This window comes from Brevibacterium sp. CFH 10365 (assembly GCF_009299785.1).
GTDB classification, from domain to species: domain Bacteria; phylum Actinomycetota; class Actinomycetes; order Actinomycetales; family Brevibacteriaceae; genus Brevibacterium; species Brevibacterium limosum.
In genome coordinates this window covers 109,963-123,414 of sequence record NZ_VIGO01000009.1, presented here as the reverse complement: position 1 = coordinate 123,414, position 13,452 = coordinate 109,963, and the positions used below count along the sequence as shown (strand labels likewise).

The window sequence follows — 13,452 nt, the reverse complement described above, 5'->3', positions numbered from 1 at the left end:
CGACCCGGGCCCGCCCCAGCCAGCCTTGCCGGCTCCGGCCCTGGCCCGCCGACCAGCATCCACCCGGTCTGCGCGGAACCGATTCGCTAGAATCGAGGACGTGGCAGCGATCGACAAAGACATTCTCCGTTTGGCTCTCCCGGCGCTCGGAGCACTGATCGCCGAACCCATCTTCCTGCTCACGGACACGGCTATGGTCGGCCACCTCGGTGCCGGTGCCCTGGGATCGCTGGCGATCGCCTCGACGATCCTGCAGACGGTGCTCGGTCTGATGATCTTCCTCGCCTATGCCACCACACCACGCGTGGCGAAACGGATGGGATCGGGCGACCGACCGGGCGCGATCACGGCCGGATTCGACGGAATCTGGCTGGCGCTGGGCACCTCGGTGCTGCTCATCATCATCGGACTGCCCCTGCTGAATACAGCGATCGAGGCATTCGACCCGGATCCGGCAATCACGGACGGTGCGCATTCCTACCTGGCGATCTCATGGTGGGGTCTGCCGTTCATGCTCATGGTCATCGCGGCCACCGGACTGCTGCGCGGACTCCAGGACACGAAGACCCCACTGGTCGTCGCGGCTGCCGGGTGCATCGCCAATATCGGACTCAACGCACTCTTCATCTACGGTCTCGACATGGGTGTCGCGGGGTCGGCGATGGGCACCGTCATCGCGCAGGCCGGAATGTGCGCGGTCTACCTCACCATCTCCATCCGCGCAGCCCGCCGCCTCCACGCCAGCATCCGCCCCGACTGGACAGGCGTGTTCACCTCGGCGAAGACGTCCGGGTGGCTGCTGGTGCGCAACGCCTCACTTCGTGCGGCCCTCATCCTCCTCGTGTTCCTGGCCACGGCGATGGGCACGACCGACCTCGCCGCGATCCAGGTCGCTCAGAGCATCTTCTTTGCGCTCGCGCTCGCCCTCGATTCCTTGGCCATCGCGGGCCAGGCGATGATCGGCCTCGAGCTGGGCGCGAAGAACACCGAGGCGGTCGCCGCAATCAACCGCCGCCTGTGCTTGTGGGGGATCGTCTTCGGCATCGTCGTCGGCATCGTCCTGTTCGCCGGCTCCGGAATCATCCCCCGCGCCTTCGCCTCCGACCCTGCGGTGGTGTCGGCACTCGCAGCGCTTCTGCCGGTGCTGGCTCTGAGCATGCCGATCGCCGGGTACGTCTTCGTCCTCGACGGTGTGCTGATGGGAGCCGAGGACGCCAGGTACCTGGCTCTGGCACAATTGGTCGCTGTGATCGGTTACGCGATTCTGCTCGTTCCGATCATCAGCATCTGGCCGGGAGCCCCCGGACTCTGGGCCGGTTTCTGCATCGGATTCGTCGGTTTCCGCGCCCTGACCCTGGGCTGGCGAGTACGCAATCGTGCGTGGATCGATCGCGCCGTCGAGAAAGGAATCTCATGACTGCTGAGAAGAACGTCGCGAGTGATTCGCAGAACACCTCCGCCGAGGCGGCCGCCGCCTCCCTGCGCGGACGGATCCGTCCGCTCCCGGCCGAGGCCGACGACGAGACCTTCCTGCCGTTCCTCGATCTGTGCTTCAACTGGTCGATGGACAGACCCCGCATCGAGATCGACGACCTCCGCCACCGCAGCGATGCCGTCTTCTACTTCCGCGACTGGGGCCGCGACGGTGACATCGCCGTCGCCGCTCATGCCGAAGCCGATGCGCAGTCGCCGATCATCGGACTCGCCTGGGTGCGTCTGGCCGATATCACCGATGTCATCGGGAGAGCCGACGAGCAGGTGGGCGGAGACTTCGCCGCGGCCCTGGACAAGACCGGCACGGAGATCGTCCGCAGCGACGTCGTGCCCGAGGGCGACTCGGAGACCGACTCCGGCTCAGGGTCCGACTCCGGGACTGCTTCGGGGGCCGGCCCCGGGTCAGATGCGACGGCTGGGACTTCCGCCGGGATCGGTGCTGCCGCCGGAACGGACGCTGCCGCCGAGGCGGACGACGCAGGCGCGAAGACAGCCGCCGCCGATCTGTCGCCGACGGACGATCAGGTGCCCTTCACCGGGTACGGCTGGGTCGCAGCCGACATCCCCGAGCTCTCGATGGCCGTGCTGCCCGACCATCAGGGGCAGGGAATCGGCGGAGCCCTCCTCGACACAGTCTGTGCGTTGGCTAGGATGAGCGGCTTCCCCGCCGTGAGCCTGTCAGTCGAAGACGGCAACGGGGCGGCGAAACTCTACGCCGATCACGGTTTCGTGTCCGTCGGACGCAACGGCGACTCGGACGTGCTCGTCCGCCGACTCGGCTGAGGCGCAGCCGAATCTCAAGGCAGCCGGGTGAACCTCAAAGCGACCGGCCGAACCTCAAGGCAGCCGGCGATACCCCAAGGCAAAGAGCCGACCCTCAAGGCAGCTTCGGGAGTTCGAGCTCCTCGAGCCAGGGCCGGACCACCTCGGCGATGTCGCGTCCGGACACGTCGGAGACGCAGCGGATGAACTCCTCGGTGCTCACCGACGAATGCCGGTACCGCTTCGTCCACTCGCCGACGGCTGCGAAGAAGTCAGCATCGCCGAGCTCGAGGCGCAGGGCATGCAGGCACAGTGCACCGCGCTTGTACACGCGGTCGTCGAACATGTCCGGCCCGCCCGGATCCCCGAGCAGGATGTCCTGCGGCTGTGCGGACAGATTCTCCCACCACTCCTGAGCGCGTTCATGCGCTGTGGCCCGACCGGACTCCTCCGACCACAGCCACTCCGCGTAGCAGGCGAAGCCTTCGTTGAGCCAGATGTCCTTCCACCGTGAGGGTGTGAGCGAGTTTCCGAACCACTGGTGCGCCATTTCGTGGGCGACGAGGCGCTCGGCCTCCCACTCGGGTCCCAGGTGGTTGGGTCCGAGCACGGACAGCGGCTGCGACTCAAGGGGGATCTCGAGCACGTCATCGGTCACGACCACGTCGTAGACATCGAACGGGTACGGGCCGAAGCGTTCGATGAACAGGTTCATCATTCCGTGCTGCACACCGAGGCGTTCCACCGCGACGTCCCAATGATCGTCGGCATAGACACCGAGGGGAACGGGGGACTCGGTCCGGCTGTGCGTCGTGCGCCTGCCCGATGCGTCGTGAACCGACACGTCCTTGCCGGCGGCTCCGGTGACTCCGGTGACTCGTCCAGCGGTACCGGCGACTCCTCCGGCAGCACCGGCGACTCCTCTGGCGGCACTCGACAGGGCGTCTCTGGCCGAACCGGCCACGGCATCCTTCGCCGCGCCGAGCATCGCGGCACCGAACCTCGTCGCTCCGGGGCTGAGCGGGATCTGCCCGTACCTGTAGCGCCCGATCTGCACCGTCGCCAGGTAGGTCGCCAGGGGAGTCGTCGACTCATACGTCCAGCGGGTCCGTCCGGCCTTGCGCGTCTTCTGCGTCAGGCTCCCATTCGACACGACCGTGTACTCGGACTCGACGAGCACTGAGATCCTGTATTGGGACTTGTTCGAGGGATGGTCATTGCACGGGAACCAAGTCGATGCGCCGACGGGCTGACCGGCCACGAGCACCCCGTCTTCGAGCTCCTCCCAGCCGATGTCGCCCCAGGTGCCGATCGCCGGTTCCGGATTGCCCGCATAGCTGATGTCGATGACCACGGGCTGGTCGCTTGTCAGCGCCGGGGTCGTCAGCCGCAGCTTCTTGCCTCGCGCCGAGTACCTGACCTTCTTGCCGTTGACGCTGGCCTTGGTCACCCGCAGGCCCGTGAGGTCGAGGACGATGGACGCGGTGTCGGCGAGCACTCGGCCCGTGAGCACCGCCCTGGCGGACAGACGATTCGGGCCGATCCGGTAGTCGAGGTCGAGATCGTAGTGGTCGATGTGAAGTTCCGCGTTGCCGACGCCCTGCGTATAGGAATCAAGCATGTGATCGGCTCGATCGGGCTTCGTCTCCGCGTGCGGCGTCACGACCTGCGGCGCCTCGGCCTGCGCCGTCGTGGCCTTCTTCGCTGAGTGAGGGGAGTTCCGGGGCATCCACCCAGGGTATGACAGGATTGCCGCTGAAGTAGGCATGGGCCGGTACGAACTCGCCGCGCATGACCAGCGAAGTCGCGCCCACCGTGGCGTTCTCGCCCAGCGTGGACGCCGGCAGGATGACGCTGTTGGGTCCCAACGTCGCACCGGGTTCGAGTGCGACGGTGTCGAGGCTCATCACCCGATCGTGGAACAGGTGGGTCTGGACCACACAGCCGCGGTTGATCGTGGAGTTGTCACCGAGGCGGACGAGGTCGGCCTCCGGCAGCCAGTAGGACTCGCACCACACACCGTGTCCGATGTTCGCCCCCATCGCCCGCAGGTACCACACGATCGCGGGTGTGCCCACGGCGTTGCGGGTGAACCAGGGCGCGGCTACGAGTTCGACGAAGCAGTCGGCGACCTCGTTGCGCCAGATGAACGACGACCACAGCGGATGCTCCCCGGACCGGATGGGGCCGACGAGGATCCATTTCGCGGCCACGGCCAGTCCCGCCGCCACGGCACCGGCGACCATCATCACGATCCCCGAGGTGAGCAGGGCCAGCAGCACCGAGGCGAGGAACGTCGTCGACTGCGCGGCCACGCCGCCGGGCAGTCCGAGGAAGAACCAGATGGCGAGGACGACTCCGGTGATGAGCACACCGCCGGCGATGATCGACGAGATCCGCAGCGTCTCCCAGAAGGCGCGAGCTGCCCTGACCCCGAAGGTCGGGGCATAGGTGAGCGACTCGTCGGACTCCACGGCGGAGCGACGCAGCTGCACCGGGGGAGAGCCGAGCCACGACGATCCCTTCTTCGCCTTCGCCGGCGCCGCCGAGAGCACCGCGACCAGCGAGTTCTTCGGCACCCTGCGACCGGGGGAGGCGATTCCGGAATTGCCGAGGAAGGCCCGTTTGCCGACCTTCGCGCGACCGGCCCGCATCCAGCCGTGACCGAGTTCGTAGCTGGCGACCATGGTGTCATCGGCGAGGAAGGCGCCCGCGGCGATCGTCGTCATCTTCGGGACGAAGACGACGGTGGAGATCTCCGTGCCCGGTCCCACCCCGGCCCCGAGGAGGCGCAGCCACCACGGGGTGAGCATCGAGGCGTAGAGGGGGAACAGCAGGTCCCGAGCCATATCGAGCAGACGCTCCGTCGCCCACACACGGTAGCCGCGGGCCGAACGGACGGGGAACTCGCCCTCCTCCATCCCGAGGGCGAGGATCCGCACGGAGGCGAGGGCGAACAGGGCCGTGGTGAGGAACCACAGGCAGGCCACGACCGGTGACCACGCCACCAGCAGCCAGGGAGACTCCACGACCCCGATCCCGGAGACCGCGATCATGAGAGCGAGACCCGGCACCACCGCAAGATACGGCAGAAGCGCATTGATCTGGGAGCCGACGGCATAGAACAGGAACGGCAGACGACGCCTCGGCGGGGGAGCGGGCCACGACTTCTTCGCCTTCCCGACCCGCACGGCCGGCGAACCCGAATAGATCTGGTTCTTCCGCACCCGACCGGTCACCGCGGATCCGGCTTCGACGAGGGCCCCGGGACCCACCTCGGCGCCGGGCATGAGCGTCGACCTGGCACCGATCGTGGCATTGCGGGCGATGTCGATGCGACCGATGCGCAGCAGATCGCCGTCGACCCACCAGCCCTTGAGATCGACCTCGGGCTCGACCGCCGCCCCCTCGCCGAGGGTGAGGAAACCGGTCACCGGCGGCACCGAGTGCAGATCCGCATCGGGCCCGATCCGGTTGCCCAGCAGCTTCGCATACCAGGTCACCCAGGGCGCGCTCGCCACCGAGACCGCCGCAGCGAGGTCCGCGATGTGCTCGGCCAGCCACAGCCGCTTGTGCACCCAACCAGAGCGTGGATAGTCCCCGGGGCGGATCCCGATCATGAGCAGTCGCGCGGCTCCTGCTGCGATGAGCATCCGCCCCCACGCGGTGACGAAGACGAGGAAGAGGGCGAGGACGACCGGCCACGGGGTGAACGGCAGATCCGCACCCAGGCCGACGCCGATGTTCGCCGCCAGCATCGCGAGGACGACCCACCGGACCCCGCCGAGGATGTGCACCGGAATCCCGAGCAGAACCTGAAAGGCCTGCATCCACCGGGACGTCCGTGTGATCGTGCGCTTCGGTCCCGCGGGTCCGATCCCCGAACCCTCTTCGCCGAGGCAGAGCCTGGCCAGGGCGCCGAAGCGCGGATGCGCGTAGATGTCGCCGACGGTGACGCTGGGATGGCGGGTGCGCAGCCGGGACACGAGCTGAGCCGCGGCCAGGGAGCCGCCGCCGGCGGTGAAGAAGTCCGTGTCGCTGTCCGGTCCGGCGCCGAGGATTGCGGCCCACTGTTGGGCGACCCACTCCGTGTCGTCGTCGAAGACCTCATCGGATCCGGCATCTTCGGCACGGGTATCGAGCGGCCACGGCAGAGCGTTGCGATCGACCTTGCCCGACGTCTTCGTCGGCAGGTCTGCGACCAGTGCCAGGCGGGGAACGAGAGCGGCCGGCAGCTCTTCGCGCAGTCGGGTTTCCCAGTCGGGCAGTTCGTCCTCGCCGAAACCGGAGCCGGGGGCGAGGTAGCCGATGAGGACGTCCGTGCCGGCTGCGGTCCTCTTCACCGCGGCCGCCGCTCCTTCGACACCGGGCAGCGCCTGCAGGGCCGCATCGATCTCGCCGAGTTCGATGCGCCTGCCGCCGAGCTTGATCTGCTCATCGGCACGACCGACGAAGATCAGCCCGGCCGAGTCGTTGACGACGAGGTCGCCGGACCGGTACGCCCGCTCCCAGCCGAGGCTCGGCATGGGGGCGAACTTCTCGGCGTCCTTGGCCGCATCGAGATAGCGGGCCAGTCCGACGCCGCCGATGATGAGCTCACCGGTCTCGCCTTCGGCGACGGGCACGCCCTCCGCATCGACGACAGCCAGCATCCACTCCTTGAGCGGCAGACCGATGCGCACGGGCTCGGAACCGTCGAGCATCGCCGCGCAGGCAACGACGGTGGCCTCGGTGGGGCCGTAGGTGTTCCACACCTCCCGATCGTCGTCGCTGAGGCGTCGGCCGAGTTCGGGCGGGCAGGCCTCTCCGCCGAAGATGAGGAGGCGAACATTGTCGAGACTCTCCGCCGGCCACAGTGCGGCGAGGGTCGGCACGGTCGAGACGACGGTGATCTGTCGAGACGACAGCCACGGGCCCAGGTCCATTCCGGACTTCACCAGCGCACGCGGAGCCGGGACGAGGCACGCGCCGTGCCGCCACGCCAACCACATCTCCTCACAGGAGGCGTCGAAGGCCACGGACAGTCCGGCGAGGACCCGGTCTCCCGGCCCCAGCGGTTCCTCGACGCAGAACAGGGCCGCCTCGGCGTCGACGAAGGCCGCGGCCGAACGATGAGTGACGGCCACACCCTTCGGAGTGCCCGTCGACCCGGAGGTGAAGATCACCCAGCAGTCGTCATCGGGCATGGGGGAGCGCAGCTCGGAACGGTCGAGGGGACCGCGATCGGTGCGGGATTCGATGGATGGCCCGGCGGTGATGACTCCGGTGACGGCCGCCTCGGCGAACACGGTGCGGGCCCGCTCATCGGGGTCGTCGACGTCGACGGGAACGTACGCCGCGCCGAGCATGAGCGTGGCAAGGATCGCCAGGTACAGGTCCACCGAACCCGAGGGAACACGGATGCCGACCTTGTCGCCGGGGCCGATGCCGGCTTCTGCCATGTCGAGCGCGAGATCGCGGATGGCGATGATGAGCTCTGCGTAGCTGAGCACCCGAGAGCCGTCGTCGAGGGCCGGCTGATCGGGATGCGCACCGGCCGACTCGAGGAGGACGTCGATGAGGGTGCGGTCCTCACGGGGCCGTACGGGGGACGGGAACTGCGGTGCGTATTCTCTCACGTGTCTTCCGGGTCGTTCGGGAGCTGAATGGTGCCGGGCTGACCGGCACCGCAGGTGACCGTAGCTTGAGAAGATGTCGCGGAAGTGAACAGATGTCGGGGCGCGGGATCATGGGCCGACGCACCGACGCACCGACGCACCGACGCACCGACGCACCGGACGCAGCCGATCCGTGGTCACGACACAGACGTCCGTGATAGATGTGAGTAGACGGCCGTCCACGGCCGGCCAGCTGATTTTCAACGATGAGGAGCACGCCCCATGACCACAGTCCTGACCCATGCCACCGTCTTCGACGGAACCCGCTTCCTGCCCGGGACCCGGGACGTCGTCGTCGACGGAGGACGAATCACCTCGGTGGCGGAAGGAGGACAGGGATCGCACAACGCCGGAGATGACTTCATCGACTGCACGGGGAAGACGATCATCCCCGGAGTCATCGACTGCCACGTCCACCTCACGAGCTCCGGTGCGGCATCGACCTCGAACTTCCATGACCCGTTCTCGCTCCAGTTCTATGGTTCCGTCGCCAATATGGAGGCCACGCTCAAGGGCGGGGTGACCACGGTCCGCGACGCCGGCGGCACCGACCTCGGCGCGAAGGTCGCCGTCGAGACCGGCGTGGTCCGCGGGCCCAGACTGACGATCGCGGTCAACATCATGTCCCAGACCGGCGGTCACGGCGACTTCCGCCTCGTCTCCGGAGCCGAATCGCCGTTCCTGGCCCCGCACCCCGGGCGACCCTCAGGCGTGGCCGACGGACTCGAGGGCGTGCAGAAGAAGACCCGCGAACTGCTCCGGGCCGGCGCCGACCACATCAAGATCTGCTCGACCGGGGGAGTGCTGTCGCCACGGGACGACCCCCGCCACTCCCAGTTCACCGAGGCCGAGATCGCCGTCATCGTCGCCGAGGCGGCCGCCCAAGGCGCTCATGTCATGTCCCATGCCCAGGGAGCACCGGGAATCAAGAACGCCGTGCGCGCCGGGGTGCGCTCGATCGAACACGGGATCTACCTCGACGATGAAGCCATCGACCTCATGCTCGAACACGGCACCTGCCTCGTCCCGACTCTGCAGGCCCCGCAGGCCGTCATCAAGGCCGCCGACACCGGTGCGGGCCTGCCCGCCTCCGTCGTGGAGAAGGCCCGTCGCGTCGTCGAAGCCCACCAGGAGTCGATCGCCCGGGCCCACGAGGCAGGAGTCCCGATCGCTCTGGGCACCGACGCCGGAGTCGGCCCGCACGGGGAGAACCTCGAAGAGATCAGCCTGCTGGCCGAGGTGGGACTCTCCACTGCAGAAGCGCTCGCCGCCGGAACCTCCGTGGCAGCCCGCCTGCTCGATGACGATCGGGTCGGCCACCTCAGCGAGGGCGGACTGGCCGACCTCGTCGTCGTGGACGGTGACCTGCGAACGGCCGACGTCCGCGGAATCGAGTCCAGAGTCAGCGCCGTCTACCTCGAAGGCGAGCTCGTCTGAGCGGGTCAGCTGATCGCGACGCCGCCGAGGCGGTGCCCGGCGTTCCCCGGCACCGCCTCGTGCCTGCGCGAGAAGCAGGACCTCCTCGGCGAGTGAGATCCGTCTCGACCGATCGTCCGCTGAGGGAAACCTAACCTAACAGGGTTATGATGGGAGAGATCAGAGCCGCAGCGCATCAGTGCGGCGGGAATGTCCGGAAGGGAGTGCGCCTCAACGATGAATCCGCTCGACTGGTCGTTTCCGATCGCCGTGACCTGGCTGATCATGTTCGGCATCATCATCTGCCGCGCCGGCGGCACCTTCCTCCTCGGACGCTTCGCCCGCAAGGGGATCCGCAAGTTCGACCGGGTCGAGAAGATCATGGCCGGACCGAAATACCGGCGCGCCGAGGACACGATCGACCGCTTCGGGGCACCCGTCGTGGCACTGAGCTTCCTCACCGTCGGACTGCAGACTGTGGTCAACCTCGCCGCCGGAACCACGGGGATGCGGTACCGACGCTACGTCCCGGCGCTCGTCGTCGGCGGTTCGCTGTGGGCGCTCATCTACTCGACCGTCGGCTTCCTCGGCTTCAAGGCGGTGGCCAGGGCCTACCAGGCCGAACCGGGACTGACCGTGGGGCTCGGCCTCGTCTTCGTCGTCGCGGTCGTCGGTCTGCTCATCGGGCTGCGCAAGGATCGATCTCCCGCCGAGGAGGCGGCCACCACCTCGGCGAACTGATCGTCGCGGTGGCACGTCCACCCCGATCCGAGTTCCTCCTGCTGCCCTGTTCGGCGCCCCTATCGCACGGCTGAGGGCTTCCTGAGTCCGGCCGAGAGGCCGTGGTCCGATTCGCTGCGGGCGTTCAGTAGAGTGGGACAGCGTCAGCGTCGACAGGACGAGACTGCTCGTCGACAGTGAGTAAAGGAGTCCCCGGATGGTCGTGGCCTGGTGGAGCATCATTCCGTTCGTTCTGCTGCTCGGGTGCATCGCGGTGCTCCCACTCATCCCGGCCACTGAGAAGATCTGGGACCGCAACCTCGTCAAACTCATCGTCGCTCTCATCCTCGGTGTGCCGATCGCCGTGTGGTTCCTGCTCAGCGGAGAGACGACGACCGTCATCCACGCGCTGCTCGAGTACTTCCAATTCATCATGCTCATCGGCAGCCTCTTCGTCGCCTCGGGCGGCATCTTCCTCGTCGGCGACATCAAGGCGACACCGCGCAACAACACGATCTTCCTCGCCGTCGGCGGTGTGCTGGCCTCATTCATCGGCACCACGGGTGCGGCGATGCTGCTCATCCGCCCGATCCTCAACACGAACCAGGACCGCCGGCACCGCACTCACACGGTCATCTACACGATCTTCATCGTCGCGAACTGCGGTGGACTGCTCACACCGTTGGGTGACCCGCCGCTGTTCCTCGGCATGCTGCGCGGTGTGCCCTTCGAATGGACGTTCGGGCTCTGGCCGTACTGGCTGTTCGTCAACGCTCTGCTGCTCATCAGCTACTTCGCCCTCGACACGAAGATGTATGCGAAGGAACCGGCCGAAGCCCTGGCAAGGGACGCCGAGTATGCGACGAAGCTCGGCCTGCGCGGTGCCAGCGGTCTCTTGTTCCTGGTGATCATCATCGTCGCCGTCGCGTTCATCCCCTCGGTCGACATGCATGCGATCGAAACGGGGCATGCGAGCGCCTCGGACTTTGTGCCGTGGCGTGAACTCGTCATGCTCGTCTCGGCAGCGGCCTCGTTCCTCGTCGGTGACCGAGGCGCCCGCTTCAACCTCAACAAGTTCACGTGGACGCCGATCCTCGAGGTCGGGGCGCTCTTCATCGGCATCTTCCTCACCATGATGCCGGCACTGCAGTACCTCAGCCAGATCGCCCACAAGATCCCGCTGAACGAGATCTCCCTGTTCATCTTCACCGGCGGTCTCTCCTCGGTCCTCGACAACGCCCCGACGTATGTCACCTTCTTCGAGATGGCCGCTCAGGTGCCGGGCGAGCCGAGGGTGGCCGGAGTGCCCGAGACGCTGCTCATCGCGGTCTCGCTCGGTGCCGTCATGGGCGGGGCCATCACCTACATCGGCAACGGACCGAACTTCATGGTCAAATCCGTCGCGGATTCGGCGAACGTGGCGATGCCGAGCTTCGGCGGCTACGTGTGGTGGTCGCTGCGCCGCCTCGCGCCGATCCTCGCCTCGATGGTGCTCATCTTCATGACCGGTTCCCTGTGGTGGATCCTGGTCGGAGTGCTGGTCGCCCTCGTGATCCTCGGACAGGCCGGGCGAGACCTGCGCGCGGCGAAAGTCGTGAAGGCAGACTGAGCGGCCATGCCCGGAACATGTGAGCCAGACAGTCCGAAAGCGGTGCGACTCTGAGCCCGCGGGGTGAGGCGGCGCGAGGCGGTTCCGGCCGGGACCGCAGCGGCGCGAGAGCCGCCGCCGGAGTCGGCCTCTACTTCACGGGCAACGGCGCCGTCTTCGCGGCTCTCCTGCCGTGGTATCCGCTGCTGGTCGAACGACTCGGGCTGAGTTCGTGGCAGTTCGGCCTCGTCGTCGCCTGCTTCGCCGTCGGATCGCTGCTGTCCTCGGCCCTGCCTGCCGCGCTCATCGCCCGATTCGGCGCCCACCGAGTCGTCATCGGCGGGACGGTGATGCTCGGTGTGGCCGCCTCGGCGACGGCCTGGTCGGTCAACGGCGTGATGATGGCGATCTGCCTGCTCCTGCTGGGGTGCTGTGATGCGATCGTCGATGTCGCTCAGAACGTTGTGGGCATCTCCGTCCAAGATCGGTCCGGTCGGACGATCCTGTCGTCGATGCATGCGCTGTGGAGTCTCGGCGGCCTGGTCAGCGGAGCCGCCGCCACCGCGGCCGCCAGTGCGAGCTTCGACATGCGAGTATGGCTGGCCCTCATCGGCTTCGCAGCAGTGATCATCACGATCGCGGGGCGTCGCCTCATCGGCGGCTATGCCTCGCCGAGGCGGGTCGCCGATTCCGATGCGGATCCGGACTCCGGTTCCGATGCGGATCCGGCCTCCGGTTCCGAAGCCGGGGGACCGGCCGACTCCGACCGGCATGGCAGGGGCGGACATGACCGAGGCGGGGCCGCGGGGCGCTCGAAGCGGGCGATCCTCTTCGCGGCGCTGCCCTTGGCGATCGTGGCGATCTGCGGTGCCGCGGTCGAGGACATTGCGAACAACTGGGCGGGGCTGGCAGCGGTCGAGTTCGCGGACGTTCCGACCGCCTCGGCGGGGATCGCCTTCAGCATCGTCATCGGCAGCCAATGCCTCGGACGCTTCAGCGGGGACCTCCTCGTGACGAGGTTCGGGGCCGGCCGGATCGCTCGCCTCGGCGGCGGACTCATCGCGCTCGGGGGGATCGGCGTCGTCGTCGCCCAGGAACCCGTTCTGCTGCTCGTCTCGATGGGAGCGCTCGGATTCGGCTCGGCGACGCTCGTACCCGGTGCACTCGGAGCGGCCGCCCGTCTGCCCGGGGTCGGACGGGCCGGGGGAGTGACGCTCGTGAACTGGCTGATGCGTGTCGGCTATCTCGGCACGAGCCCACTGGTCGGAGTCGTCGCCACCGGAGCCGGACTGCGGTGGGGCCTCGGCATCCTCGTGCTCGTCGGCGCTCTGACGATGATCTTCGCGAACCGCCTCGGCGTCCGACGGGACTGAGTCGTGGGCATGTCGGGTATATAACCCGGCATGTCACACGGCTGATGATGACGTGTCTGAATGGAAGCGCGACAGGTGCAGAAAGAATCCGGATGCGGAAAATGTGCCGGACACGAAAAATGTGCCGCGGCTTCGTGTGGACGAAGTGGCGACACATGACCCTGCAAGCGGGTGGTACCTCTGGTGGTCGGGCTAGCGGGATTTGAACCCACGACCTCTTCACCCCCAGTGAAGCGCGCTACCAAGCTGCGCCATAGCCCGTTACCGTACTCCCTCGTGGGCAACGAGAACTAGCTTATACCGATCAGGCGCCAACTGCCAAAACCGCGTTCCGTGACCTTCGAAAAACAGGTATCATCCCAGGTAGATACCGAAGAAGCGGGACTTGCAGATGCCTGAGAGGGTGACTCGGTAACATTTCCGTTTCGTGATTGTTATGAAA

At 67.3% G+C, this 13,452-nt stretch carries 8 protein-coding genes and 1 tRNA gene; 6 read left to right on the top strand and 3 right to left on the bottom strand.

Annotation, left to right across the window (positions count from 1 at the left end):
* Positions 1-100: 100 nt before the first annotated feature.
* Positions 101-1,417: an MATE family efflux transporter gene (locus tag FHG09_RS17170; protein ID WP_152348857.1), complete on the top strand. Its 1,317-nt coding sequence runs from the start codon at positions 101-103 to the stop codon at positions 1,415-1,417.
* Positions 1,414-2,277, top strand: coding sequence for a GNAT family N-acetyltransferase (locus FHG09_RS20130; protein ID WP_227492834.1), 864 nt, complete (start codon positions 1,414-1,416; stop codon positions 2,275-2,277). Before FHG09_RS17170 ends, FHG09_RS20130 begins: the two co-directional genes overlap by 4 nt.
* Before the next feature lie 94 nt (positions 2,278-2,371).
* Here FHG09_RS20130 and FHG09_RS20125 read toward each other — a convergent pair whose 3' ends face one another.
* Together FHG09_RS20125 and FHG09_RS17150 are read right to left on the bottom strand one after the other, a co-directional pair.
* Positions 2,372-3,877: a M1 family metallopeptidase gene (locus FHG09_RS20125; RefSeq protein ID WP_227492841.1), complete on the bottom strand. Its 1,506-nt coding sequence runs from the start codon at positions 3,875-3,877 to the stop codon at positions 2,372-2,374.
* Positions 3,870-7,874: a Pls/PosA family non-ribosomal peptide synthetase gene (locus FHG09_RS17150; RefSeq protein ID WP_152348856.1), complete on the bottom strand. Its 4,005-nt coding sequence runs from the start codon at positions 7,872-7,874 to the stop codon at positions 3,870-3,872. The genes FHG09_RS20125 and FHG09_RS17150 overlap by 8 nt, the downstream gene beginning before the upstream one ends.
* Positions 7,875-8,135: 261 nt before the next feature.
* Here FHG09_RS17150 and FHG09_RS17145 point away from each other — a divergent pair, with 261 nt between their 5' ends.
* The 4 genes from FHG09_RS17145 to FHG09_RS17130 all read left to right on the top strand — a co-directional run bounded on the left by FHG09_RS17145 (position 8,136) and on the right by FHG09_RS17130 (position 13,010).
* Positions 8,136-9,350, top strand: a complete 1,215-nt coding sequence (locus FHG09_RS17145) for a metal-dependent hydrolase family protein (RefSeq protein ID WP_152348855.1) — start codon at positions 8,136-8,138, stop codon at positions 9,348-9,350.
* A 216-nt stretch (positions 9,351-9,566) separates the two neighbouring features.
* Positions 9,567-10,070 (top strand): DedA family protein, encoded by a 504-nt coding sequence (locus tag FHG09_RS17140; protein ID WP_152348854.1) that lies wholly within the window; start codon positions 9,567-9,569, stop codon positions 10,068-10,070.
* A 196-nt stretch (positions 10,071-10,266) separates the two neighbouring features.
* Positions 10,267-11,658, top strand: a complete 1,392-nt coding sequence (locus FHG09_RS17135; protein WP_152348853.1) for a sodium:proton antiporter — start codon at positions 10,267-10,269, stop codon at positions 11,656-11,658.
* A gap of 50 nt (positions 11,659-11,708) precedes the next feature.
* On the top strand, positions 11,709-13,010 hold the full coding sequence (locus FHG09_RS17130; RefSeq protein WP_152348852.1) for an MFS transporter: 1,302 nt from the start codon (positions 11,709-11,711) through the stop codon (positions 13,008-13,010).
* A 184-nt stretch (positions 13,011-13,194) separates the two neighbouring features.
* On the opposite strand, the gene FHG09_RS17125 is transcribed toward FHG09_RS17130, so the two are convergent.
* A tRNA-Pro gene (locus tag FHG09_RS17125) sits at positions 13,195-13,271 on the bottom strand.
* Positions 13,272-13,452: the final 181 nt, after the last annotated feature.